The organism is Bradyrhizobium sp. cir1 (genome assembly GCF_014198245.1).
Taxonomy (GTDB): Bacteria; Pseudomonadota; Alphaproteobacteria; order Rhizobiales; family Xanthobacteraceae; genus Bradyrhizobium.
Genome location: NZ_JACIHE010000002.1, coordinates 783,818 through 807,681, shown reverse-complemented (window position 1 = coordinate 807,681; position 23,864 = coordinate 783,818). Strand labels below are relative to the sequence as shown.

General features: G+C 65.1%; 28 protein-coding genes, 2 tRNA genes and 1 pseudogene. 13 read left to right on the top strand and 18 right to left on the bottom strand.

Features of this window, described 5'->3' with window-relative positions:
- Positions 1–48 precede the first annotated feature (48 nt).
- A tRNA-Tyr gene (locus GGD63_RS08385) sits at positions 49–134 on the top strand.
- Positions 135–332: 198 nt separating this feature from the next.
- Here the strand turns inward: GGD63_RS08385 and GGD63_RS08380 are convergent.
- Positions 333–818, bottom strand: coding sequence for a hypothetical protein (locus tag GGD63_RS08380; RefSeq protein WP_183240679.1), 486 nt, complete (start codon positions 816–818; stop codon positions 333–335).
- Positions 819–862: 44 nt separating this feature from the next.
- Positions 863–1,348 carry a hypothetical protein gene (locus GGD63_RS08375; protein ID WP_183240677.1) on the bottom strand — a complete coding sequence of 162 codons (486 nt, stop codon included), beginning with the start codon at positions 1,346–1,348 and terminating at the stop codon, positions 863–865.
- A 306-nt stretch (positions 1,349–1,654) separates the two neighbouring features.
- On the opposite strand from GGD63_RS08375, the gene GGD63_RS08370 reads away from it, so the two are divergent.
- Positions 1,655–2,107 carry a hypothetical protein gene (locus GGD63_RS08370; protein WP_183240676.1) on the top strand — a complete coding sequence of 151 codons (453 nt, stop codon included), beginning with the start codon at positions 1,655–1,657 and terminating at the stop codon, positions 2,105–2,107.
- A gap of 170 nt (positions 2,108–2,277) precedes the next feature.
- Positions 2,278–2,352 (top strand) — tRNA-Thr (locus GGD63_RS08365).
- A gap of 357 nt (positions 2,353–2,709) precedes the next feature.
- On the opposite strand, the gene GGD63_RS08360 is transcribed toward GGD63_RS08365, so the two are convergent.
- From GGD63_RS08360 to GGD63_RS08335, 6 genes and pseudogenes are all read right to left on the bottom strand, one after another.
- Positions 2,710–3,129: a GFA family protein gene (locus GGD63_RS08360; RefSeq protein WP_183240674.1), complete on the bottom strand. Its 420-nt coding sequence runs from the start codon at positions 3,127–3,129 to the stop codon at positions 2,710–2,712.
- 121 nt (positions 3,130–3,250) lie between these two features.
- Positions 3,251–5,086, bottom strand: a complete 1,836-nt coding sequence (locus tag GGD63_RS08355) for a PQQ-binding-like beta-propeller repeat protein (protein ID WP_183240672.1) — start codon at positions 5,084–5,086, stop codon at positions 3,251–3,253.
- Positions 5,087–5,187: 101 nt separating this feature from the next.
- Positions 5,188–5,901, bottom strand: a complete 714-nt coding sequence (locus GGD63_RS08350; protein ID WP_183240670.1) for a class I SAM-dependent methyltransferase — start codon at positions 5,899–5,901, stop codon at positions 5,188–5,190.
- A gap of 79 nt (positions 5,902–5,980) precedes the next feature.
- Positions 5,981–6,700 carry a bifunctional 2-polyprenyl-6-hydroxyphenol methylase/3-demethylubiquinol 3-O-methyltransferase UbiG gene (locus GGD63_RS08345; RefSeq protein WP_183240668.1) on the bottom strand — a complete coding sequence of 240 codons (720 nt, stop codon included), beginning with the start codon at positions 6,698–6,700 and terminating at the stop codon, positions 5,981–5,983.
- A gap of 202 nt (positions 6,701–6,902) precedes the next feature.
- Positions 6,903–7,107 (bottom strand): annotated as a pseudogene (locus GGD63_RS08340) (methyl-accepting chemotaxis protein); the annotation flags it as partial.
- A gap of 44 nt (positions 7,108–7,151) precedes the next feature.
- Positions 7,152–7,319, bottom strand: a complete 168-nt coding sequence (locus tag GGD63_RS08335) for a hypothetical protein (protein WP_183240667.1) — start codon at positions 7,317–7,319, stop codon at positions 7,152–7,154.
- 106 nt (positions 7,320–7,425) lie between these two features.
- Here GGD63_RS08335 and GGD63_RS08330 point away from each other — a divergent pair, with 106 nt between their 5' ends.
- Both GGD63_RS08330 and GGD63_RS08325 read left to right on the top strand, forming a co-directional pair.
- A complete protein-coding gene (locus tag GGD63_RS08330) occupies positions 7,426–7,815 on the top strand; it encodes a hypothetical protein (RefSeq protein ID WP_183240665.1) in 390 nt (129 codons plus the stop codon).
- 305 nt (positions 7,816–8,120) lie between these two features.
- Positions 8,121–8,375 carry a hypothetical protein gene (locus GGD63_RS08325; protein ID WP_183240663.1) on the top strand — a complete coding sequence of 85 codons (255 nt, stop codon included), beginning with the start codon at positions 8,121–8,123 and terminating at the stop codon, positions 8,373–8,375.
- A gap of 27 nt (positions 8,376–8,402) precedes the next feature.
- Here the strand turns inward: GGD63_RS08325 and GGD63_RS40765 are convergent, their stop codons facing one another.
- The 4 genes from GGD63_RS40765 to GGD63_RS08305 all read right to left on the bottom strand — a co-directional run bounded on the left by GGD63_RS40765 (position 8,403) and on the right by GGD63_RS08305 (position 10,986).
- Positions 8,403–8,645, bottom strand: a complete 243-nt coding sequence (locus GGD63_RS40765) for a DUF6719 family protein (protein WP_183240661.1) — start codon at positions 8,643–8,645, stop codon at positions 8,403–8,405.
- 266 nt (positions 8,646–8,911) lie between these two features.
- Complete coding sequence (locus GGD63_RS08315; RefSeq protein WP_183240659.1) at positions 8,912–9,616, bottom strand: outer membrane protein; 705 nt, start codon at positions 9,614–9,616, stop codon at positions 8,912–8,914.
- Positions 9,617–9,903: 287 nt separating this feature from the next.
- Positions 9,904–10,338 (bottom strand): hypothetical protein, encoded by a 435-nt coding sequence (locus GGD63_RS08310; RefSeq protein WP_183240657.1) that lies wholly within the window; start codon positions 10,336–10,338, stop codon positions 9,904–9,906.
- Positions 10,339–10,533: 195 nt separating this feature from the next.
- Positions 10,534–10,986: a His-rich protein BRANT gene (locus GGD63_RS08305; protein WP_183240656.1), complete on the bottom strand. Its 453-nt coding sequence runs from the start codon at positions 10,984–10,986 to the stop codon at positions 10,534–10,536.
- Positions 10,987–11,236: 250 nt separating this feature from the next.
- Here GGD63_RS08305 and GGD63_RS08300 point away from each other — a divergent pair, with 250 nt between their 5' ends.
- Positions 11,237–11,779, top strand: coding sequence for a lipopolysaccharide assembly protein LapB (locus GGD63_RS08300; RefSeq protein ID WP_183240654.1), 543 nt, complete (start codon positions 11,237–11,239; stop codon positions 11,777–11,779).
- A 109-nt stretch (positions 11,780–11,888) separates the two neighbouring features.
- The gene (locus tag GGD63_RS08295; protein ID WP_183240652.1) at positions 11,889–13,271 is read left to right on the top strand and encodes a serine hydrolase; all 1,383 of its coding nucleotides are present in this window, start codon (positions 11,889–11,891) and stop codon (positions 13,269–13,271) included.
- Between the two features lie 51 nt (positions 13,272–13,322).
- Here the strand turns inward: GGD63_RS08295 and GGD63_RS08290 are convergent, their stop codons facing one another.
- Complete coding sequence (locus GGD63_RS08290) at positions 13,323–14,888, bottom strand: S10 family peptidase (protein WP_183240651.1); 1,566 nt, start codon at positions 14,886–14,888, stop codon at positions 13,323–13,325.
- Positions 14,889–15,136: 248 nt separating this feature from the next.
- Here GGD63_RS08290 and GGD63_RS08285 point away from each other — a divergent pair, with 248 nt between their 5' ends.
- The 3 genes from GGD63_RS08285 to GGD63_RS08275 all read left to right on the top strand — a co-directional run bounded on the left by GGD63_RS08285 (position 15,137) and on the right by GGD63_RS08275 (position 17,157).
- Positions 15,137–15,916 carry an NAD kinase gene (locus tag GGD63_RS08285; protein ID WP_183240649.1) on the top strand — a complete coding sequence of 260 codons (780 nt, stop codon included), beginning with the start codon at positions 15,137–15,139 and terminating at the stop codon, positions 15,914–15,916.
- An 88-nt stretch (positions 15,917–16,004) separates the two neighbouring features.
- Positions 16,005–16,550 carry a response regulator gene (locus GGD63_RS08280; protein ID WP_008549760.1) on the top strand — a complete coding sequence of 182 codons (546 nt, stop codon included), beginning with the start codon at positions 16,005–16,007 and terminating at the stop codon, positions 16,548–16,550.
- A 28-nt stretch (positions 16,551–16,578) separates the two neighbouring features.
- Positions 16,579–17,157, top strand: coding sequence for an Hpt domain-containing protein (locus tag GGD63_RS08275; protein ID WP_183240647.1), 579 nt, complete (start codon positions 16,579–16,581; stop codon positions 17,155–17,157).
- Between the two features lie 232 nt (positions 17,158–17,389).
- Here the strand turns inward: GGD63_RS08275 and GGD63_RS08270 are convergent, their stop codons facing one another.
- The 4 genes from GGD63_RS08270 to folE all read right to left on the bottom strand — a co-directional run bounded on the left by GGD63_RS08270 (position 17,390) and on the right by folE (position 21,235).
- Positions 17,390–18,565 (bottom strand): DUF2336 domain-containing protein, encoded by a 1,176-nt coding sequence (locus GGD63_RS08270; protein WP_183240646.1) that lies wholly within the window; start codon positions 18,563–18,565, stop codon positions 17,390–17,392.
- Between the two features lie 289 nt (positions 18,566–18,854).
- A complete protein-coding gene (locus GGD63_RS08265) occupies positions 18,855–19,916 on the bottom strand; it encodes a lytic transglycosylase domain-containing protein (RefSeq protein WP_183240796.1) in 1,062 nt (353 codons plus the stop codon).
- Positions 19,917–20,091: 175 nt separating this feature from the next.
- Complete coding sequence (hisI, locus tag GGD63_RS08260) at positions 20,092–20,514, bottom strand: phosphoribosyl-AMP cyclohydrolase (RefSeq protein ID WP_183240644.1); 423 nt, start codon at positions 20,512–20,514, stop codon at positions 20,092–20,094.
- A 28-nt stretch (positions 20,515–20,542) separates the two neighbouring features.
- Positions 20,543–21,235, bottom strand: coding sequence for a GTP cyclohydrolase I FolE (gene folE, locus GGD63_RS08255; protein ID WP_183240642.1), 693 nt, complete (start codon positions 21,233–21,235; stop codon positions 20,543–20,545).
- Positions 21,236–21,491: 256 nt separating this feature from the next.
- Between folE and GGD63_RS08250 the strand changes: the two genes are divergently transcribed.
- Positions 21,492–21,947: an iron-sulfur cluster assembly scaffold protein gene (locus tag GGD63_RS08250; protein ID WP_183240641.1), complete on the top strand. Its 456-nt coding sequence runs from the start codon at positions 21,492–21,494 to the stop codon at positions 21,945–21,947.
- A gap of 141 nt (positions 21,948–22,088) precedes the next feature.
- Here the strand turns inward: GGD63_RS08250 and GGD63_RS08245 are convergent, their stop codons facing one another.
- Positions 22,089–22,988 (bottom strand): hypothetical protein, encoded by a 900-nt coding sequence (locus tag GGD63_RS08245; protein WP_183240639.1) that lies wholly within the window; start codon positions 22,986–22,988, stop codon positions 22,089–22,091.
- A 248-nt stretch (positions 22,989–23,236) separates the two neighbouring features.
- Here GGD63_RS08245 and yidD point away from each other — a divergent pair, with 248 nt between their 5' ends.
- Together yidD and GGD63_RS08235 are read left to right on the top strand one after the other, a co-directional pair.
- Positions 23,237–23,575 (top strand): membrane protein insertion efficiency factor YidD, encoded by a 339-nt coding sequence (gene yidD, locus GGD63_RS08240; RefSeq protein WP_183240637.1) that lies wholly within the window; start codon positions 23,237–23,239, stop codon positions 23,573–23,575.
- A gap of 78 nt (positions 23,576–23,653) precedes the next feature.
- Positions 23,654–23,863 (top strand): hypothetical protein, encoded by a 210-nt coding sequence (locus tag GGD63_RS08235; protein ID WP_183240635.1) that lies wholly within the window; start codon positions 23,654–23,656, stop codon positions 23,861–23,863.
- Position 23,864 lies beyond the last annotated feature (1 nt).

The window sequence follows — 23,864 nt, the reverse complement described above, 5'->3', positions numbered from 1 at the left end:
GTCTTCGGTCCGCCGGTAAGGTCCGGCCCGATTGTGCTGCCGTCGAGCGGGGGAGTGTCCCGAGTGGCAAAGGGAGCTGACTGTAAATCAGCCGCCTCATGGCTTCGCAGGTTCGAGTCCTGCCTCCCCCACCAGCCTTCGCTCGCTTCGCGAGCTACGGCTAGGCAAGCCATCCCAACACATCATTGAGCGAAGCGAGCGAAGGCTGCCACGCCGTAGCCGATAGGCGAAGGCGGGCTGTCGATCTGATCCATCGCGCCAACGACGCGCAAAAATGAAACGCCCGTCCGCGTTGTGCGAACAGGCGTCTCGTAACTCAACCGATCAGGCGATCAGTAGTAGCGGCGCAGCACGCGGTGACCGCCGTAATACGGCGCGTGACGGTGGGCGTAGCCATAGCGCGGGCCGTAGCCATAGTGCGCGCGCGGCAGATAGCCGTAGCGCGGACCGTAGCCGTAGCGATACGGACGGTAGTACGGGCGGTGATAGGGAGCGGCGCGATAGCCATAGCCGTAGCCGTAATTGGCGGGAGCGACGACCGCGTCCTCACGATAGGTCGGATACGGCGCGAAGGCGCCCGGGCCGGTATAGGTCGGGCCCTGGTTGACGTAATAATACTGCGTGGTCGGCTCGGCGAGACGCTCAAAGGCGCCATAGCCATAGCCGTAGCCGTAACCATAGCCGCCGCAGCCGGTGTTGCAGCCGGTATAGACCGGCGCAACGGGTGCGCACGTGGTGAAGCCGCAAGCCGCGGCAGGCGCAGCCCCGACGAACATCACGGCAGCCGCCGCGACCAGTCCCGAAATCATTTGACGCATTACTCTCTCCTGTTGATTTCCGTTTGTTTGGATTTTCACGTTTCTCAACCCGGCGGCCTGCCGGGGATTTCGACATGCGGCCGTGGCCGGGGGCGCCGGGGACGGTCGTTGATCTCAGGCGCGTAGATCACCGGCGGCGGATCGACGGGCGCGTCCATCTGCGCCGGCAGCGGAGCGGACGACGCACCCCAGCTCTGGTGATAGCTCTCGGCGGGCTTGGGCAATTTGCGGTTCGCGGGCGGCTCGACCTCGAGCCGGCCATAGCCGGGCCGCAAGCCCAGCGTTGGATAATAATGGCCGACGTCGGAGGGCTGCCGCTCGGCGACATAGCGTCCGCCATAGATCGTCGGCTGCACCTGGACGTTCTTGCCCAGGCCCCAGACACCTTCGACGACGCTATAGGACGCATCGATATTGTTGATGATGATCGGCACGCCGGGACGGCCGGGCACAACGATGTCGAAGCCGCCGTCGGCAAACGCCGCCGCGGGCAGTCCGATCAGAAAGGCAGCGAGCGCCACGACGCGCATGAGAAGGCCCCGGTTATCCGGAACACAACCTATCCGATCAGGGCGCGGAGAGGGTTAAGGCCGCCTCACCAAATTCCGGTAAGCCTAACGCGCAAGGATCGATAGCTGCTCAAATGCCGAAAGGCGCGCTAGCGAAGTGTTAACGCGGCGCAAACTCGCGGCACGTGCCGGAGCGAGCAAGGTTGCGTGGCACAAATTTCACATCCTGGGCGGGCTCACGTCGATGTGACCCTTCATGCGAAAATCCGCGGAACGACTGCCAGAGGTCGCACTTAGCACAGGTCTCAACAACATGGAGAAAATGCCATGACGAGCCTGAAGCTTCTTGGCTTGGCCGCGATCGTCGCGTCCACGCTCGCGACACCGGCCTTCGCGCAAACGACGGTCGACAATTCGGGCCGCTGCACGGGGCTATTCCAGGATCCCAATTGCCGGAATCTCGGTCCCGCCAATTCCACTACCGACCGCGCCTATCGCCGCCGCCACATGGCCCGCAACCAAGTGAATCCGAATGATGGACGGCAATCAGGCTTCTGGCCGCTCGATACTGCGGGAGCAGTGGCTGGCGCGGCCGTCGGAACCGCAGCAACGGTCGCGGCCGCACCGTTCCAGGGCTGGGGCAATTCCTACGCGAGCTACGACCGCGGCGGCCCCGCCTGGAACGGCAACTGGGACGCCTATGCGGCCCGCAACGGCATCGTCTGCAGGCCCGGCACCTGGATCAAGGGCGAAGACGGCCGGCGGCATCTCTGCCAGTAAGGCCTTCTTCCATCGAGTGTTGAACAGTTTCAGGCGGCCCAACGGGCCGCCTGTTTCATGCCGGCGAGACGCCTTCTTCGGGTTCTGGCACTTTCCAATCAAGTCTGGTATTGCGGCGCACGGGCGGACAGCCCCGGTCCATGCCGGGCCCGGCCCCGCTTTCCAGCGTCGCCGGCTTAGCTCAGCGGTAGAGCAGCGGTTTTGTAAACCGAAGGTCGGGGGTTCAATCCCCTCAGCCGGCACCATTGGCTTAGCCGTGGCCTGACGCTACAACTAAATCATCAGTTCGGCGTTATCGTCGACTATAGAGCCGTCTCGGGGAGGTCTAGCGATGGACCCGAATGATCGAGCAGCCTTAGCCCTATCCGCTGTCGCCTTGGCGATCGCCATTGTGGTTGCATCGACAGTGACGTTAGAGCGCGTCAATACCCATACGGCCAGCAACGACGCACCTCCCGGAACAGTAGGACTCGCCAGGCCTCACCCGCCGCTGGACCGTGCTCCCGGTGAACCGATACAGACGGTCGGAACGCCGTCTAACGCAAGGCAGCGTCCCTGACTGAATACCGGCCGCGCCGGCACCTGCGCTCGATGCCTGTGCCTCAGCCTGAACTCTTCTGCGCGCTGCCCTGTTCGAAGTGCGCGACGCCGGCGCCGCCGATCTCGACCCAGGCATGTTTCGATTGCTCGAACGCCGATCTGACCGGCGCCGGAAAATCCGGGTCCGCGATGGCGCCGATGGCAACGCCGATCATGTCAGGCAGATTGTCCGCCTTCCAACAGACCGTCGAGCCGCAGTCGGAGCAAAAATAGAAGCGGACCTCGCCCCCGCTTGCGGCGGCGCGAACGTACTCCTTCGGCGCGCCGGAGATCGTGACGGCTTCGACCGGGTAGAACGCACCGACACCGAACGGTGCCCCGGTTCGTCGCTGGCAGTCGATGCAATGACAGGCCGCGACCAGCTCGGTCGGTCCCGGAAGCGAAAGTGAAACAGCGCCGCAACTGCATCTGGCATCGATCATCGAATTTGCCTCCCATTGCCGAATGCAAATTGAAAGAGCAGCGCCACTCACCCTCCGTCGTCGATGAGGCAACCTCGAGCCGAGTCCCGGACGCAGCGCAGGGAAGGACTTTGTGACGCCCTCACTCCGTCCCCACCTCGAACGCCAGCAGCACGTTGCCGGCGACGCCGCTCCACTGGCCGTAGCCGGCATTGGTGTAGAGCATGCCGCCGGCGATGACCGGCCCGGGGCCATCGATCGCGCCACCATGGGCGGGGACGCCGTTCACGGCCTTGAAATCCTGCGCGGTGTCGAACTCCCAAAGCAGCTTGCCGTCGGTGGCGTAGGCGCGCAGGAAGCCGCTGACGCTACCGGAGAACACCACGCCCGGGATCAGGCTCACCGCCGCCGAGAGCGCGGGACTGCATTGACGACGGTCGCCGCAGGGGACCGGGGGCACTTCCATTGCGATCTTCCCGCTGGCGAGGTCGAGGCCGAACAAACCTCCTCCTTGCGTGGAATCGAGTTGCCGCGTTCCGTCGCGGGTAAAGCGCACGTCGGAGTTGGCGACATAGATGCGCTCACTATCTGCGGCCGAGCCCCACTCGCTGCCACCGAGCGCTCCGCCCTTCCCGATCCGCGTCTGCCACAGGATCTTGCCACCGTCATCGGGATCGAGCGCGTGCACGACGCCGGATTTCTGCGCGATGGCGAGCACGCGCCTGCCGTCACGCAAGGTCGCAAGGATCGGCGACTGGCCGAAATCGTGATCGGGTCCGTGATCATCGGGACAATTGGTCTTGTCCGCGCCGTAGCATGCCACGACATAGGCGTCCTTGGGCGTCGCCTGCTGCTTCCAGAGCAGTTTCCCGGTCCCGAGCTCGAAAGCCAGGATCGCATCTGCGGTTGCGGCCGGCGGGTTCGAATAGGAATTGCTGGTGGCGACATAGACGGCGTTGCGCTTCGGATCGATCGTCGGCGCCGACCAGATGGCGGCGCCGGACGGACCGAACAGCTGCGTGCCTCTCGCATTCTTGCTCGTCGGATGCGGCACCTCGGGAATCGTATAGGCCTGCCACACCAGCTTGCCGGTCGCGGCCTGCAGCGCCACCACACTGCCGCGGAAGGTGCAGCATTCGTAACTGGGTTGCGAGCCGGCGGCTTCCTCGAGCGAGGACACCGGGACGTAGAGCACGCCGGAATGCAACGTCGGCGCTCCGGTAATGCGCGCGGCGGCATGCTCCTCGACCTTCGTCTTCCAGATCAGCGCGCCGGTCAGCGCGTTCACGGCATAGGCGTTGGCGCGCAAATCGCCGAAGAAAACCACGAACTGATCGGAGCCTGGAAGTTGCCCAAAGCTGATCGCGGCGCGCACGGCCCCGTCTGTCGCGAACGTCCAGTGCGTGCAGCCGCTTCGCGCGTCGAGCGCATGCACCTTGCGATCGGTGCCGCCGATGAACAGCACTCCGCCCATGATGGTCGGCGGCGCAAAGGACACCGAGGCGCCGGGAAACGCATAAGCCCATTTCAGCCGCAGGTGCGGCACCTGCTCCGCCGTCAGCCCCGCCATGTCGGCGGGCTGGAAGCGGCTGTTGTTGAGGTCGACGCCCCACCCGTTCCAGCGCGGACCATCGAGGGCCTGCGGAAAGCCGCTGAGCTGCTTTGTGCAGCGGCCGTCCACCTCGGCTGCAACGCCGCTCCCTGCGGTCTTGCCGGTGACGAAGGCGGCGATCGCGCGGCGTTCCGCGTCGCTGCGGTCCTTCGCCATCGCCGCCATGTTGCCGGAGGTCAAGGTCCCCAGCACATGGTCGAACGACATCGCCTGCATGGCGGTGCGGCCCGGTACACGGCTCTGCGCATCACCCTCGTGGCACTGCGCGCAATGCGTGGCGTAGAGCGCGGCTCCGTCCTGCTGCTGCGCCAGAGCCGGAGCGCAGCACCAGGTCAACAACGCGGCCAGGACGGCACTTGCTCTCATGGGTGAGCTCCGGCAGGGTCATCGCGATACGAGATCGCTGCACAACCGAAAGTCTATCGCCGGAACGATCACCGGGGCAATGGACGTTCGACCCGCGCCTGTCACACATCCGTGGCAATGCGGACACGATCGGGCAGTCGATCGAGCTGCCAGAGGCCGAGGCTCTTGTCGCGCCAGCCGCCATTGCCCTCCTCGCAACGCTCGTTGATCAGCTCGCGCGGCGCGGGCCAGTTAAACGGCGGCTTCGCCATGTTCAGCGCGCGCCAGTCGCCGTCCTCGCAATCGCGATTGCCGCCCCATTCAGGAAACGTCGTGACAAGCAGGAAGCGCGCGCCGCTCGCACGAAAATTCCGCAACGCCCGCGCGATGTTGTCGAAGCTCAAATGCACCAGGCAGTCGCGGCACAGGATCAGGTCGGCGGGCGGCAGAAGATCGCGCGTGATATCCCGAACGTGGAAGCGACCGGAAACCTCACCGCGCGCCGCGCGCTCGCTGTTGGCTGCGATCAGCGACGGCACGATATCGATGCCGGTGTAATCGAGATCGAGCTTCATGCGACCGATCCAGCCCGCATCGCCGCAGGGCGCATCGAGCAGCGAGCGCACGCCGAGCCGTTGCAGCAGCGGAGGAAGCGCCTCCCGGATCGCATCCGTGGCGACATCCTCCGAGCCAAGGCCCGAAACCGAGCTCGCAGCGCCCCAAAGGTTGGTTCGCTCGATCCGCTCGAACCGAGCGGCGAGATCGAGGCCCGCGAAGTTGTCGCGGTCGGCGACGAAGCGTTCGTGGGCGAGCACGGGAGGACGATCGGAGATCATGAGAAGATTCCAAATCCAGATTCCATCTCGAACGCAGTCTACACATGAGCGTCGCGTCAGAAATCACCGGCCTCGCCACTCAAGCCAGCTTCTGCCACTCCATCATGTGAAAGTAGGGCACGCGGCGATGAAGGGCGTTTCGGCCAGGGTCGCCGCCTATGGGCTCCGGCTCGACGAACAGGCGCAACTGGAGGCCGTGATCGAGCAGCAGGGTCATGTAGGTGCTGAGCGGACGGTGCCAATTCTGAATCCGGATGCCGCGCCAGCTCACCCAGACCGCCCGCTCCTCCATGTAGTGGTCGATTGCGAAGCGCAGGACGCCTTCGCGGTCGCGCCTCCACCCCTCGGGCGCGCCCGCGGTGTTGAAGCTGGTCAGGTTGGCAATCAGCAGCGTGCCACCCGGCCGCAGCGCCGCCACCATTCTTGCGATCGCGGCACTGAGATGCGGCATGTCGATCAGGCTGAGATAGCTGACGACCAGGTCGAAGGACGCATCGAACTCCATCGCTTCGGCGCGGCCGAGCCGATAATCACCGCCGGGGTCGAGCTCCCTGGCGCGCACGAGCAGCGCCTCGGTCGGATCGACGCCGGTGGTGCGGATGCCGGCGCGCTGCATGATACGGCAGAAGCGGCCTTCCCCGCAGCCGACATCGAGCGCATTGCGGAAACCGCGTCCTTCGATCCGCGCGCGCATCGGCGCATCCAGCACGAAGCGGCGACCGTAGTCGCCGTCTTCGCCCTGCTCGATGATCCAGGCGGCTGCGGACGCGGTCCAGCCGTCGCCGACATCTTCGGTCATGGGGCTGCCTTCGAAGGGGCGCGGGCGCGTAACGCCGCGGGGATGGCTACTGACCACACATTGGACCGAAGTTCAACATGAGGTAGCATGCGGGCTGCATGCATCCCACCACCGCCCGAGAGAAAGCCAGGATCATCGCCGGTGCCGTGACGGCCGTCATCATGACGGCCGTCCTGTTGGTCATCGCACTTGCATTTCTGCTGGCGCGATAGACCGTGCGCAGGAATTTTCCGACTTCGTCCTTCAGCCGGGTGCTGTCGCTCGCCAGCATCTTGGCAGTCGAGAGCACCCTGCGAGGAGGCCGAGCCGGTCTCGGCGGCGCCGCGCTGGACGTCGGTGATGTTGGAGGAGACCTGCCGGGTGCCGCGCGCGGCCTGCTGCACGTTGCGCGAGATCTCCTGGGTCGCGGGCGCCCTTCGCGCCCAACGTCAACCCGCGCGAGCGATAGCACTCATCTTGCCGGCGTGCCTTCGGCCTCCTCGGCCAGGGCATGAACACGGGCCAGCTCCTCGACGAATGCGATCACCTCCGCCCGCTTCTCGGGCGGCAGCGAGAGGAAGGCGCGCACAAGCCTCAAGCCCTCCACTTCGAGCGACTCTTCTTCTTTCCCGGCATTCATCTGTCCACTGTCGGGCGACCGGGAAAAATATGCAATCCCCTTGCAGGATTACCTCCTTGATTCGACCCTCCACCTTTGGTGGAATGGCCCCCAGCAGGGGTCGCCCATGAAGTGGATCGCGGAGCGCGACGCACTGATCGCGCAGACACTGGCTTTCGTCCAATCCGTAACCGGGAAGACGGATGAGCTCCATCCGCCGGAGCCCCCTCCTGCTGCATTCGCGGTCACCACGGAGATCGTGACCGTGCGGGCTGTTGCGGTCGAAACCGACCCGGCGCCGGCCGTATCTCCGCCCGCCCCCCAACCTCAGTCCCTGCAGATCCCGCCACCCCGCCCCGGTGGCGATTTCCGTAGCGAGATGCAGGCCAGGATCGCGAATTTCCGCAAGCATCAGGAGCGGTTCGAGCGGGAGCGCGAGGAATATTGCGCGGCGACCCTGACCAAGCTTCGCGCCGCCCTCCGCGACGTCGGCCCTTCTCCGCCGGCCAAAAAGTAGGGCAGCGCCCGTCCGTCAGGGACTTACAGCCAGGACCACACCAGCCAGAGATTGGCTGCGCAGGCGCCGAACAACGCCAGCGTCAACGGCAGGAGCATGTGCCCGCAGGAGGTTTTCAGGTCGCTCGTCATGGCCGAAACATCCGCTGATTCCGGCCGGAGAGTCCCAGGGATTCTTTTTTTGGGGATTCAGGACTCGTTTACGACTCAAGACCCCGGGCCCTCTGATCACGGCTCCGTGATCACCCTGCCGGCCGGAACCCCGCGCCCGGGAAGTCGTTAATGCGCTTTCCCGGAGCGGAAAGAATGCCGTACGCCCTGTTCTGCAACGACGCCCAAATCAGCAAGGCCTATCCTGATGAGTCCGATGTCTGGAAATTGGCGCAGCGGAGCGGCCTGATCGTGGATGTCAGCACTGATGAAGAACGTGCCGGACCGCGCCGGGTGCTCGACAACGACTACGAGATCAAGCCGTGCCGGGCAGCCCAGGGTGAGGATCCCGCCATGAACAAGGCGGAGGCCGAGCGTCAGTCCAGAATGGAGCTTGAGCTGAATTCTTAAGGTTCGGCCCGGAAGCCGGCCGATGGCTCAGGGCGTCGCGGTCGCGAGGGAGGCCTGCTCGCCAGCCAGGACCACGCAAGCCTTGCGACGGTGCAGCCCGCGGATCGCACCGGTGACCTTCAGCACCTTGCCGGACGGACAGGAGGCGTCCTTGACGAAGGCCACCTCATAGGGTGCCAGCATCAGAGGCTCGGATTTGAGGATTGTTTGAGCAGAGCACGGCAAGGCGAGGAAGCACGAGAGCGCTACTGCCGACACCAAGATACGCATGACCGTCGTCCCACCAGCCCGGGAAGTCCCATAATAACGCGTTCCGGAGCGCGAGTTCCGTAAGCTGCAAAAATTATTTTTGCTTTACGCCAGCCCCATGACACGCATGAGAAAGCGCGTGTCGGAACGTTTGCTTGCAAATGACGCGCCAGATGGTTCACGCGAGGCAAACGACACCGGCAAGCCGGAGCCGGCAAACGAAAGGCCGGCGAGAAGCCGGCCTTTGTCAGATCTTTGATCTCCCTGGATCGCCTTTGGCGGGTCAGTTACCGCGAGGCTGCCGGACCGCCCCAGCCGAAGCGGTAGTTCACACCGACCTTGACGGTATGCTCGTCCTCCCTTCCCCGGACGCCGACGATGTCGGCCGGCCCGGAGGTGAAGGTCGTGCTGCCAAAGTTGTAGTACTGGTACTCGGCCTTGGCCGACCAGCTCGGCGCGAACATGTATTCGAGGCCGGCGCCGACGGTGTAGCCGTCCTTGCTGTTGCCAGTGGTGGTGAAGGTCTGCGGCACGCCGGCGATGTTGACGCCAAGGCCGTTATTGCGCCAGGCGTAACCGCCCTTGGCGTAGAGCAGCGTCGGGCCCCAGGTGTAGCCGATCCGGCCGGTCACCGACCCGAGCTGGTCGGTGTTGGACGTCACCTGCGTACCCAGCGGGAACGTGGCACCGTTGTTGTTGGTCGGCAGCCAGGAGTACTGGGCCTCGACACCCACGACCCAGTTGGGCGCGAACTGGTAGTCGAAGCCGCCCTGCACGCCGCCCAGGAAGCGGGCGTCGCTCGACTGGAAGCTGCTGTCACCGGCAAACGCGCCGCCGACATGGCCGCCAATGTAGAAACCGGTCCAGTTGTAGATCACCTGCGGCGGCGTATAGGCCGGCGCCTTGGTGTAGGGGCGCGGCTGGATGTCGGCCGCTGCGGCCGGCGCTGCCAGCGCAAGCAAGGCGACTGCGCCCAGCAAGATCGTCTTCATGTCCGTCCCCGTTCTTTCAAAATCGACCCTCAGCAAACAACGTGGCGTGAATTTGGTTGCTTCGCGGCGATGCCGGAACGTTGATCGTTCGCAACTGTGACGGGGTGGCAACATCGCGATTTTGTTCCGCCACGCCGCCTTGCACCGGCCGATTTTATCGTTCGCGCAAGGCTTGCCGTAACGGTTAGTCGCAAGGCAAATCCGCCCCGTTCAAAGCTCGCCGAAATGTGATCCACCGGCTCCGGCCGCCCTCCGTCTAGCACCAGCCGATGAAGGCGGGCTTTGCGCTACCGCGTCATCTTTTCCAGTTCCGGAAAGGGTGCGTAAACCGCGCCGGCGCAGAGCTCGCCGGCTTTGTCGACGACGCGATCGGCACGTCCGTTGACGAAAATCACGGCGCGCTCGCGTGCTCCCTTGTAGCTGCCGTCGGTCTCACGCGGGTTGAAGCGCAGGCAGCTGACATAGAACTGGCGGCCACCGACAGGCCGTTGCACCGGATCGGCCATGCTGGCCTCGCGCACGCCGACCGGGTTGTTGAGATAGGTGCGCATCAAGGCCAGCGTGTCGCCGCGGAAATTGTCGGGAAAGGGCTGCGGTCCTCCGGCCTGGGTCCCATCCATCAAGGATGGACGGTCGCCGTCGCTGCCAAAACACGCCGCGAGCGCCAGCGGCAATGCCAGGATCAATGCCGCGTTCACCGCACGTTTCGCCAATCGCCCCACAGGTCACGCTCTCCGCTCGCCCAGACTCGGAAAGACGTTCTAGCCCCAAGGTCGCGCGAAGGGAATTCGCTTGCGTAACGCACCGGCCCGCCGCCGGCACCCTGCACTTTCGCGCAAGACGCCGAACGACGGGCCGGCCTGAATTCCGCGCGGCAGCAGGGCAATGCCAGGGATGCCGCCGCGTGGGATCAGTCGTTAGCTGCGCTTCTCGGTCGTCGCCGGCTTGGTGACGTCCGGCTGCGTCTTCAGCGACTTCTTCGCCGACAGATGCTTGTGGTGATGGCGATGCGTCCGCACCGTCTTGTGCTCGTCGGGCGTGACCGCCGCGTTCGCATTCATCGCCTTCGACTTACCGTCGACCTTGGCGTCCGCCTTGACGTCGGCCTTCGCATCGGGCGCCTTGGCATCGGGAGCCTTCGCGTCGGAAGCCTTCGCGTCGGAAGCCTTGGCACCCGTTGTCTTGACGTCCGACGTCTTGGCATCGGCCTTGATGCTGGCATCCGGTTTCACGGCGGTCGATGCCTTGGTCTGGCTCTGGTCCGCCTTGATCACCGGCGCGGTCGTGGTGGTCTTGCCGGCTTCTGCGGCGAAGGCCGGAGCTGCGATCACGGAGGCTGCAAGCAAGGCTGCGGAAATGGTCTTCAACATGGTGGTCTCCTCTTGGAAGGATCTTGAGGCGGCGCCCTCTCGCCGACCCTTCGATCGTAGGTGGGAGCCTAGGCGCCGCGCGCTGAACCCATTCTGAAGCCGATTGCAGGCTTCCGTTCATCTGGATGACAAGTTTGTCATCTGCGCCAGGGCGAATAGATCGTGCGAAGCGGGAATGTTTTCCCCTCCTGGGTGTTCCGGTCTTCGGGCAATCGTGTAGGATCGCCACGCTTCATACGGGAGAACTTAGATGCGCAAACTCTCAATGCTTCTGCTGCCAGGCCTTGTTTCCATGGCACTCGCAGCCGGGCCGGTGCTGACCAGCGCCTACGCCGCGGGCAGCGACGAGCCCTCCTCGCCGCCGAAGTCGGACTCCTCGAGCAAGAAGGGCAAGAAGAAGAGCTCCTCCGTCAGCGATCCCAAGTTCCTCGCGGCCTATCGCACCGCCTACACTGCGATCTACGACAATCACGACTACACTCGCGCGATCGACCAGCTGAAGTCGCTCAAGCGCGATGACGTCGCCGACGTCGCCAACCTGATCGGCTATTCCTATCGCAAGCTCGGCGACTACCAGTCGTCGAAGGTCTATTACGAGCTGGCGCTGAAGGACGATCCGAACCACGTTCGCACCTGGCAGTATTACGGCCTCTGGCAGCTCGAGCAGGGCAACCGCGAGCAGGCGCAGTATCACCTCAACAAGATCGCATCGCTCGCCGGCACCGACAGCTCCGAATATCGCTCGCTAGCCGCAGCGCTCGACAAGCCGACCGGCGCGACGCTCGTCTACTGAAGACACCGCATCTTCGAACGAAGCGAACGGGCACAACCTTTCAGGTTGTGCCCGTTCCGCGTTCTCGGCTAGCCTTCGCGCATGAATCCTCCCTCACAATTGGTGCGCAATGGATACGTGGCTGCGATCCGCGATTGACTACATCGGCTCCTGGATCGAATTCCAGCAGACGACAATCCAGCAGCCCGGCGTCATCGTCGCCTTCGCCCATCGCGGCGAGATCGTCGCCGAGCACGCATTCGGCCTCGCCAATCTCGACACCGGCGAGAAGCTAACTCCGCGCCACCGCTTCCGCATCGCCTCGCATTCGAAGAGTTTTACCGCAGCCGGCATCATGAAGCTGCGCGAGCAGCGCAAGCTCCGGCTTGATGACACCGTCGGCCAGTATGTCGGCGGCCTGCACCCGCGCGTCGCCGAGACGACGATTGCACAGGTGCTCTCGCATAGCGCGGGGCTGACCCGCGATGGCGCCGATTCCGGCCAGTTCATCGACAGCCGCTCCTATCTCGACGCCAAAGAGCTGCTCGCGGAATTGAAGCTGCCGACGGCGATCGAGCCCGGCACGCGCTTCAAATATTCCAATCACGGTTTTGCCCTGATCGGCCTCGTCATCGAAGCGGTGACGAAGGAGCCCTACTCCGTCTGGATCAAGCGCGAGATCATCGAGCCCGCGGGGCTGCGCGAGACCGAGCCGAATGCGCCGCTGCCCAAGGGCGCGCTGTTCGCGCGCGGCCATACCCGAAAACTGCCGTTCGGCGAGCGTTGCGTGATCCCAGGCGACAATCCCGCTTACGCCATGGCCTCGGCCGCAGGCTTCGTCGCGACCGCCGCCGACACCGCCCGCTTCTTCGCGCAGCTTGCACCCAACGCGAAAAAGAGCATGCTCTCGGTCGTAAGCCGCCGCGAGATGACGCGGCATCATTGGCGAATCCCGCAAAGCTTCGATGCCTATTACGGTCTCGGCGTCAACGCCGGCAAGACCGACGGCTGGGACTGGTTCGGCCATAGCGGCGGCTTCCAGGGCTACATCTCGCGCACCTGCTCGATTCCGGCCTGCGACCTCGCGATCAGCATTCTCAGCAACTCCATCGACGGCGCCGCGCCGTTCTGGATGGACGGCGCGATACAGATCCTGCGCACCTTCAACACCCGCGGCGCGCCCGACCGCCGCGTGCGCGATTGGACCGGCCGATGGTGGACGATGTGGGGTGCGACCGATCTGGTGCCGATGGGCAACCGCGTGCTCGTCGCCAACCCGCAGTTCAACAACCCGTTCATGGACGCCGGCGAGATCGAGGTGACAGGCCGCGACACCGGCAAGCTCGCCTGGGCCGCCGGCTATTCCAGTCACGGCGAGCCCGTGCGCCGCGTGCGCGACAAGCGCGGCAAAGTCAGCGACATCTGGCTTGCCGGCGCCAACGTGAAGCCGGAAAAGGTCGTGGCACGCGAGATCGCGCGCCGCTATCCGCCGCGCAAGCGGCGGCCTGTTTAGTTGGAGCATGATCTTATCGGAAAACCGCTACGCACTTTTCCGGATCATGCTCTACTCCCTGATCAGCGTCTCGACCTCGCCGCGCAGGGCTTGCCGAGAGCCGTCGCGCGAATAGAACATGTGACCGCCGGGATAGACGGCGAATTTCACGCGCCGGGTCGCGAATCCAGGCAATTGGTCGAGCACCCGCTTCGTTCCGAAATAGGGTGTGGCGAGATCGAACAGGCCGTGCGCGACCAGCAGGTTCAGCTTCGCGTCGGTTGCAAGGATCTGGCGCAGGTCCGACACCGATTGCGGCGGGTTGATGCCGCGGCCGAAATCCCAGTTGCCCTCGACGGCGCCGTTCAGGACCTCGTAGGAGCCATCGGGCCGCCAGTTGAGCTTGCGCGTGAGGACATCGACCGCGGCGCTCGTCAGTGGCGCCTGGAGCGCATCGCCGGAAGGGTCGCCGAAACGCGAATTGCCTGAATCCGGATAGGGATCGAAGCCGCGCACCGAGGCATCATAGCGTCCCGTCACTTTGCCGTTCTTGCGGTCGAACTCGCGGCGGAATTCGCCGACGTCGAAGCGGCCGGCGAGCCTGCGGCTCACCGCCTGGTCGATGCCGGTGAGCTCGGCGACCTTGTCGGCCAGCCGGGTGGTCGCCTCCTTGTCGGCCTCGCCCTTGACGAGGTCAGCCAGGAATTCGCCGCGCGCGTAAGCCTCGACGTCGGCGAGATCGGCGCGCTTGACCGGGCCTTTCGCTGCGCGCGCCACCGCGACATAGCTCGGCAGCGTCGCGACATATTGCAGGAGGCTCGTGCCTGTGAACTCGCGGAAGTCGAGCAGCGGCGACACCAGGATCAATCCCCTGACGCCGACGCCGTGCTGGAGCTGCAACTGGCGCACGACCTTCGGCCCGCGAATGCCGCCATAGCTTTCGCCCGCGACGTATTTCGGCGAGATCAGCCGGTCGTGTTTCTCGAGCCAGCGGCGGATCACGAGCGCGATCGAATTGACGTCGCCGTCGACGGAGTAGAAGGATTTGCGCGCGTCCTCACCGCTCGCCACGAAGCGGCTGTAGCCGGTGCTGACAGGGTCGATGAAGACGAGATCGGTGAAGTCGAGCCAGGTTTCCGCATTCGGCTTCACCTCGGGTGAAGCCGACGGCGACAGCGCTTCGCCGTCGAGCGGCAGGCGCCACGGCCCCGCCGCGCCGAACTGGAGCCAGGCCGAGGACGCGCCGGGTCCGCCGTTGAACAGGAAGGTCACCGGGCGCGTCGCCCGGTCGGCACCGTCGAGCTCGTAGGACGTGTAGGCGATGTCGGCCAGCGGCTCGCCCTTGCCGTCGAACACACGGATGGAGCCTGCGGTCGCGGCGAAGTTGAGGGCACGGCCGGGCAGATCGAGCGTTTGCTTCGTGGTCGAATCCGGCGGGAGACGGTGCGGCTCGGAGGCCGGCGAATTCTGCGACGCACTTTGCGCGCCACCACCGCGCCCGCCCTTCTGTCCGGCTGGCGCCGTCGTCTCGGAGCGCGGCTGCGGCGGATCATCCGCGCGCGCAAATCCTGCGAGTGCGAAAGCCGACACTGCCAGCACCAGGACCGTGCAACGCAGCGCCGGCAAGCTCGTGACCATGATCGTTCTCCTGCTCGGCCGTGAGAGCCGGTGGGGCCGCAAGGCTAGCGCGGAATTGCGACGGTTTGGGGAATCATTGACGAGGCGCCCCCTTGGGAGGCCGATCGGGCTCGAAACGACCCGGTTTGCCCCGAATCCGGCAGTCGGCCGTTTGCCTTGAAGGGTGGTCATCCTCGACAATGCAGCCCCACCTCGTATAGACGAGCCCGGCGGAACTTTCTCGAGCCAGCGGGCCTGCCCGAAAAGCCATGACCAAGCCCTCGCGATACGAACGGATCGCCTTCGTCGCCAGCCCGAGCAGCGAGGCGCAGGCCGCGATCGGCCAGCTCACCAGCGACTATGGCAATTGCGACCCGAAGGATGCCGACATCGTGGTCGCGCTCGGCGGCGACGGGTTGATGCTCCAGACGCTGCACCAGAACATGCACACGGGAAAGCCGATCTACGGCATGCACCGCGGCACGGTCGGCTTCCTGATGAACGAATATTCGACCCACGATCTGCGTGCGCGGCTCGAGGCGGCCCATGAATCCGAGATCAATCCGCTCTTGATGCGGGCGACCGACGTCAATGACCGCGTTCACCTGCACCACGCCATCAACGAGGTCGCCCTGTTCCGGCAGACCTACCAGGCCGCGCGGCTGCGTATCCTGATCGACGAGCGCGAGCGCATGCCCGAGCTGATTGCCGACGGCATCATGGTGGCGACGCCGGCCGGCTCGACCGCCTACAACCTCTCCGCCCAGGGACCGATCCTGCCGATCAACGCCGCCCTGCTGGCGCTGACGCCGATCAGCGCCTTCCGCCCGCGCCGCTGGCGCGGCGCGCTGCTGCCCAATACGGCCTATGTCGTGATCGAGGTGCTCGAAGGCGACAAGCGACCGGTCGCGGCGGTCGCCGACCATGACGAGGTGCGCGACGTCCGCCGCGTCGAGGTGCTCTCGGACAAGACCATCTCGATGCGCATGCTGTTTGACCCCGGCCACAGCCTGGAAGAGCGCATTTTACGCGAGCAGTTCGGCTACTGAGCCCTCCTGCCCGCCGCCCGTCGGCAACCCTTCGTTAACCCCCGCCACGATATGGTTAACGAAGGTTGACCGCTTTGGCCCGGGCGTCATGTTCCGTATCGACTTCAACAAGCTGCGCTTCCTCGTCTGCGACGACAATCCGCATATGCGCCGCATCCTGCGGACGCTGCTGCATTCGTTCGGCGCGCGCGAGGTCTATGAAGCCGAGGACGGCGCCACGGCGCTGGAAATGTACAGCCATTACGTGCCCGACATCGTCATCACCGACTGGGCGATGCCGATCTTCGACGGGCTCGAGCTCGCGCAGATGATCCGGCAGCCGGAATCCAAGGGCAATCCTTACGCGCCGATCATCATGCTGACCGGCCATTCCGAGAAGCGCCGCGTCACGGTCGCGCGCGATGCCGGCGTCACCGAATTCCTGGCCAAGCCGATCTCGGCCAAGGGGCTCTACCAGCGCATCCTGAACGTCGTCGCCAATCCCCGCCCCTTCATCAAGACCAAGACCTATTTCGGACCGGACCGGCGCCGCAACACCAACTCCGCCTATATGGGCCCCGAGCGCCGCGTCGGCGAAAAGCACGAGGTGCTGCAGCAGCCCTCGCTGCTCGACAAGGCCCGCTCCTCCATCTAGCGCAACGTCTTCAGACGAGGCAGGCATCATGGCGAAGAACAGCGCAAAGGACATCGAGGTCAAAGCCTTCGCCACGCATCAAGTAATCACGCAGCCCAATCCGCTGCGCAAGGTTCTGCGCCGCATCGAAGAGAAGGACATGGACGATCCGGTCAGCCGTGCCGAGCAGGCGCTCGCGGGTCTCTCCGGCGAGTTCAAGGACTGGATGGCAACCGAGGTCAACCGCCTGTCGGCCGCCTACGTCGCCATCCGCAATGACGGCTTTTCCAAGGAGCGGCGCGACGAGCTGTTCCGCGCCGCGCACGACATCAAGGGCGACGCCGCGACATTCGGCTTCCCGGCGGCGGCGGGAATCGCCGAGAGCCTTTGCCGCGTCATCGAGCACGCCCCTGATCTTGAGAAGGTGCCGGCCGAGTTGTTCACGCATCACATCAATGCCGTCCTGGCCATCGTGCACGAGAACACGAGGCTCGACAGCATCAGCGTCTCCGCCGAGCTCAGCCGCCGCCTGCGCAAGGTCGCCGACGACTATCTCACCCAGGTCAACCGCGACCGCCCCGAGCATCTCGAAGCGATCCTGGCGCCGAGCATCGTGCCGGCGGAGTAAGGACCCTCTCCTCTCGTCATTGCGAGCGCAGCGAAGCAATCCAGACTGTCCCCGCGGTGGGATTTCTCGATTGCTTCGCTGCGCTCGCAATGACGGGGTTTGGGCCTGCTCTATCGGCACGATAAGTATCGCAGGGTGGGCAAAGCGGAGCGTGCCCACCAATCAGCTCGAATTATACAGAGAGGTGGTGGGCACGGCGCAAGAGCGCCTTTGCGCACCCTACGGCATCTCGCTAGGCCGCAATCAGATCGTCGTAAACCGGATCGACCGCATCATCCGCAACGATCTCGTCGCAGAACAACCTTGCCTCTTCGCGCGCGGACTCGGTGGCGAAACGGCGGAGCAGGACCATCAGCGGCTCGGTGGCGCCGCGGTCGGTCTCGCAATGGGTGAGCACGCGCTCGACCATGCGCCGGCGCAGCCGCGCCGCGCCGTCGTCGCTGTCGACGAAACCCTGCTCGTGACAGGCATCGAGCGCCACCTGGAACGCCGCAAAGGTCGCTTCGGGAAGGCCGGCACGGCGCAGCAGCGCGTGCAGGCTGTTGCCGCCGCGGTCGTGGAGCAGAGCGGTGACGCGCGCCAGCGGCACATCGGCGAGCTCGGCCAAGGCCGCGTCGAACAGGTCGAGATTGCTCGACAGCAGCGCGCGCAGAATGAGACCGGCGGTCAGCTGGCCGGTGACGCGGAGATGATGCACCAGGCCCTGCATGTCCTCGCCGCGCGAGCGCGCCGCGATGTTGATGGTGGAGCGATCGCGCGCCTCGACCGTCATGCGCTCGGCACGATCAGCGCTCAGCCAGTTCCGCGCCACGACGAACTGCGCCAGCGTCTCCGAGAGCTTTGCGACCAGCGCCGCGCGGGTTGCGGCCGGCAGATCGTCCAGCACCAGCATCGCTTCGCGGATAGCGGCAAGATGGCCGTGACGCTCGACGATGCGAGTCCACGAGAACGGCGCAAGCTCGGCGTGCGGATTTTCGATCAGCTCCAGCGCTGCGGCCGCGCAGCCCACTTCGGCGATGGCGGCGCAGACCGACACCGGCAGCGCGATGCGGCGGGCGACCGCGCACTGCACCTCGTCATTGCCGGTCGCAACGATGTCGACGAGATCGGCATCGATCAGCAGCGGGGAATGTTCGAGTACCGGCAGCGCGACGGTCGGCTGGTCCGCCGACAGCGCCCGCACGATCGAGGCCGGGGCGTCAAGGCTGCGCGCAAAAGCTTCGGACATCGCCTGCCGCACCAGCGGCGAGGGATCGTCGAGCAGCATCAGAAGCGCGCCTTCGGCGGCGATGCGGTCGTCATGAGAAAGGTCCGAGATCAGCCAGGCCCGGGCCAATGCCCGCGTTGCCTCGGCCCGCTCGCCGGCGGGCGCCGTCCTGATCCAATTGATAAACTGCCGAACAATCATGCTGCTTCCGGCTTACACAACAAACGAAAATGGTGACGGCTCGTCACCTGCAACACAAAATAAACCACGACGCTTAACAAAGCGTTCACCATAACTGGCTGGTTTTATTGACGTTTTGTTAAGGGAACCGAGACGCCCGGCTCACGTGCCCAGGACGCTGCGCAGCGCCTCTTCGGCGATGCGCAGCAGAGCCGGGGCACATTTTCAACGGAAGGATTCGCGGGAGCATGGGTCCCGGCTCGGCGGCGCCACGTCGCGCCGCGCCTTGTCCGGGACACGAGAGCGGACGTCAGCTCGAGAACGTGCCGCTGCGGTCGCTGAAGAGATCGAGTGGCTGCGGCGGGCGCACGTCCGGCGTGGCCGAGGCGACCGAGGTGAGCGAGGCGTTGTTGCCCCACAATTTCTGCACCGTCGCCGAGACCGGCTGCGTGGCATCGCCGGGCTGATAGATCGAGCGAAACACCGGCGTGCTCGGCGCATTGTCCGCGACCGTCGTTGACGACGTCGCGCTGGCAGGCGTCACGGCGCGTGTATTCGGGAAGGTCTGGAGATAGGCGGCGTTGTCGATGACGGGCACTGCGGGCTGCACGCCGTTGGCGCTGGCGACCTCAGTGGTCGACGGCGTGCCGCCATACATCGCCATCGCACTGCGCGTGACTTTCGAATTCGCCGCGCTGGCATACCGGGCATCCAGCACCGAATAGACCTCGGAGACGCTGCGAGCGCGGCCGTCCCTGGCGTAGAAGATCGAGCGGTTGGCCGCGGCCGCGTTGGGAAACATCCGCGCGCCGACGGCTTGCGGATTGTCCTCGGCATTGGCGATGAGTTTTGCAGCCCCGCCGACGCCCATGAAATGCGCCATATAGAGCTCGCTGTCGGACGGCCTGCGGCCGAGCAGGCCGGTGAGCTTGAAGCTGTTCGACTGCGTCAGCGCCGCGGCCATGCTGGATGCGGCCTCGGGATCGTCGCGCAGCTTCATGATCGACCGCTTCATGACGGGGTCGTCGACCGAATAGGCGCCGGACGACGTCCTGATGATGGCGTCGGCGTAGCTGCCATAGCCAAGCTGGGCGCCCGCCTCTTTCACGGTGCCGAGCCAGGTCTGGTCGATGAACTGGTAGAGCCCGTGCGCTGACGACGTGGTGGCGCCCGCCGTCGGATCGAAATCCGATTCCATCTTGGCGGTGGTCAGCATGTACTGGAAGCTGACGCCGGAGATGTTCGAGGCCTGCTTGATCGCACCGGCGACGCGCGCCCGCGACGGATCGAGACCCGCCGTCTGTGAGGCACTGGAATTGTCGACCGACATGATGGAGTGCCCGCCCCGCGCGGCGTTGAGCGACGCCGGCAATTCGGCGCCCTGTCGTCTCACCGTGGGACAGGTATGGTTAATGCGGGGTTAATTCGGCTCTCCCTGTCATTCCGGGGCATCGCGAAGCGATGAGCCCGGAATCCATCCAGCCGCGCGCGATGCCTTGCGATGGATTCCGGGCTCGCGCTTCCGCGCGCCCCGGAATGACAGAGTGCTACTTCTTATAGACGTCGTTCGGATCGAACAGCCGCTCGGCCTCGGTAAAGACCAGCCTGGCTCCCCCGCCTTCCGCCTCGACCTTGCGGTAGAAGCACGACCGCCGCCCGGTGTGGCAGGCCGCGCCGATCTGCTCGACGCGGATCCAGACCGCATCCTGATCGCAATCGGTGCGCATCTCGACCACGCGCTGGGTTTGACCTGAGGTCTCACCCTTTCGCCACAATGCATTGCGCGAACGGCTGAAGTACCAGGCTTCGCCCGTCGCGATGGTCTTGCGCAGCGCCTCGTCGTTCATGTGGGCGACCATCAGCACGTCGCCGGTGGCGACGTCGGTCGCGACGACCGTCACGAGGCCGTTCGCGTCGAACTTCGGCAGGAAGGCGAGGCCTTCCTCGATCTCATGGGAGTGAGCGGACACGGCTTCCTCGCTTAGAGCGTTCGCGAGGTCAGCGCTGCAGGCCTCGCACCAGGGACAGGAAACGGGCCTGCTCCGCCGGATTGTCGCGGAACATGCCGGTGAAGCGGCTGGTGAAGGTGGAGGCGCCATGCTTGGCAACGCCACGCACCGACATGCAGGTATGCTCGGCCTCGATCAGCACGGCAACGCCGCGGGGTTTCAGGATCTCGTCGATGGCCGCCGCGATCTGCGCCGTCAGATGTTCCTGGGTCTGAAGCCTCCGGGCGAAAATGTCGGTCAGGCGGGCGAGCTTCGACAGGCCGACGACGCGCTCCACCGGGGTGTAGGCGATATGCGCCTTGCCGTAGAACGGCATCATGTGATGCTCGCATTGCGAGGTGAACTCGATGTCGCGCACCAGCACGAAATCGTCATAGCCCGCGGTCTCGCCGAAGGTACGGTCGAGCACCTCGGCCGGGCACTGGTGGTAGCCCTGATAGAGCTCGTCGAAGGCCTCGACCACACGGCGCGGCGTGTCGAGCAGGCCCTCGCGCTGGGGGTTCTCGCCGATATAGGCGAGCAGTGTCTTCACCGCCGCTTCCGCCTCGGCGCGCGCAGGGCGCGGCTGGTCGGCGCGGACGGCGACCGCGAGGAATTCGGCAGGGTCAAGTTCGGCCGGGCGGCTCTCAGGCTGCCGGTCGGAGGGCTTGTTGGGGCGGATGGATTTGATTGCAGCGTCCATATCGACTCCGTTCGACGGCCTCAACGGCCGGAGTGTCACCGGCAGACGGGGCGGCCAAGCCGCCGGACGCCTGAACAGAACAGTTTCGGCGAAAAAAGGTCCCGAGGTCATAACGCTGGCGGCGCAGATCTGGATCAGCGCCGCCGCACCGCTGGACTGTTTTTCCGCCAGTTCCGCCCCTATATAGGACCGTGGGCGGCGCCCGCCAAGGCCGATCCGGCCCGGAAGTGGGTGTGGAAGTGTTGGACTCCATCACATGCTGAACGACATTTATAACAAGCGGATCATCGAGCTGGCCGGGAATATTCCGCGCCTCGGGCGGCTGTCGGACCCCCATGCCACCGCGACCGCCCACTCCAAGCTGTGCGGCTCGACCGTGAAGGTCGACCTCAAGATGGCTGGCGACACGGTCACCGACTTCGCCCATGACGTGAAGGCCTGCGCGCTGGGACAGGCCTCTTCATCCATCATGGCAAGTCACGTGGTCGGCTCGACTGCGAGCGAACTCCGTGAGTTACGCGAAACCGTTCGCAAGATGCTCAAGGAGAATGGCGCTCCTCCTCAAGGCAAATGGGAGGAGATCAAGTTCCTCGAACCGGTCCGCGACTACAAGGCGCGGCACGCCTCGACACTGCTGACCTTCGATGCAGTGGTCGACGCGATCGGTCAGATCGAGTCCAAGGCCAAGCAGCCCGCCGCGGCACAGGGCTGAGCCCCCATCGACATCGACGTCATTCCGGGGCGCGCGCCAGCGCGAACTATGGTGCGCAAGTGCGCACCTGAGAATCTCGCGCTACAACATCTGGATTCCGGGTTCGTCGCTTTGCGACGCCCCGCAATGACTGTGGAGAGCTTACTTCTGCGCCGCTGTCGCCGGCGCTGCCGCGCTGCCCGTGGGCACCAGGGCTTCCGCCGTCTTGGTCGACTTGGCCGGCTGCTCCGGTTCGGCACCGAACCTCGCCTGCGTCTTCGGTGCGAGTTCCGCCATCGCCGGCGCTGTGAGGTCCACATGCGGCAGCACGTCGGCGACGAGATCCGTCGTCACCAGGTTGGTGAGCTTCAGCTCGCCTGCATCGAGCTCGTGCAGATCTTCCCAGGGCGGCACGCTGAGCGCGAGCGACAGCAGATCGCCGGCGCCGCCCATGTCGAAGGTGTATTTCGCGAGGCGGCCGATGTCGCGTTCCACGATCATCAGGTCCTGGGCGCTGTAGCCTGCCGCCTTGGCATCGTCGGCGCGGTCACCCATCCATATCTGGTGGACGCGGACATGGGCCGCTTCCGGCACGTAGCGCTTCTTGCCGGCCAGCAGCAGGAACACGCACATGGACTCGCAATAGGCCTCGGGCGCGACCGCCGGACGGGCCGACTGGCCGCCGCGGTTCTGAAGGCTGATGCCGACGGTGGTCAGAAGCCCGAGATTGCGGAAGCGCCGGCCGAGCGTGATTGCGTCGTTGACGGAACCGCCGCTGGAATCGAGCACCACGGTGGCACCGCCGAGCTGGCGTCCGCGCGCAAACTCTTCGAACTGCTTGGGCGTATCGGCGGTGATGATGCCGACCGCGCTGACCCAGCCGCGGCAGTTCGGCTCGCAAGCGACCCAGCTGAACTTCATCGGCAGCTTGCGCTCTTCGAGAGCGCTACCCGCTCGGGCCGACGACCCGAATGTCGCGACGGCGCCGGCCAGCGCGACTCCACAGACGGCGGTTCCCACCAGCAGCCAGCCGCGAAGATCAAGGGAGTTCAGAAGTTTCAATCTGGTTCCTTCCCCAAAGCCCCAAGGTCGCCAAACAATCCCCGGTAGCGCCCTCTGAGTCCATCATACAGGCGTATGTTTCTACACACGGGCGTCATAAAAATGGTATCCGGGCGAATACAGATCGTCCACAGATACTTGCTGCACTGCTCCCAGAAAGCAGGCAAAATATGGCGCGCAAACAACACCTTACAGTTCCCTGCGCCGGAACCGAGCAACACCTCGCTTAACGTCGCAGCAACGCGCCCATGAAGCATTCAACCTGCGAGCATTGTTCCATTCCCGTCGAGAGCCTCCTTCGCCTGCCGCGGAGATTTGGCCGTGCCCTAATCTGGCTCTATCGCCACACGCTCTCGCCGCTGGTCGGATACAATTGCCGGCACCTGCCGACCTGCTCCGTCTATGGCGATGAGGCGATCGAGCGCTTCGGGCTCTGGGCCGGCGGCTGGATGACGCTCGCGCGCCTGCTCCGCTGCAATCCGTACGGCACGTCGGGCATCGACAATGTGCCGCTCGCCGCGCCCCAAAACGCGCGCTGGTATCTGCCCTGGCGGTATGCCCGCTGGCGCGGCGTGAATTCGTCCTGAGTTGCCGCGTTGCTGACCTCAGGGGAACCGGAACCGTCCCCTCGCGTTGTTGTGATACTCCCACGGGAGGAAACAACAATGCGCTGGAAAATCAGCCCTCTTTTTCACTTCAGACCTGGATCAAGTCTCGGTCCCAGGGCGCATCACGACCCCAGAACCCTCGACCTGCTCGCCATCGTCGCCCTGCTCGCACTCGCGGTCGGCTCCGGCTGGTATCTTGCGACGAGCCTCGCGACGCCGCCGAGCACGACTGCGATCATCGTGCCGAGCCAGAGCGTGCACTGGTAGC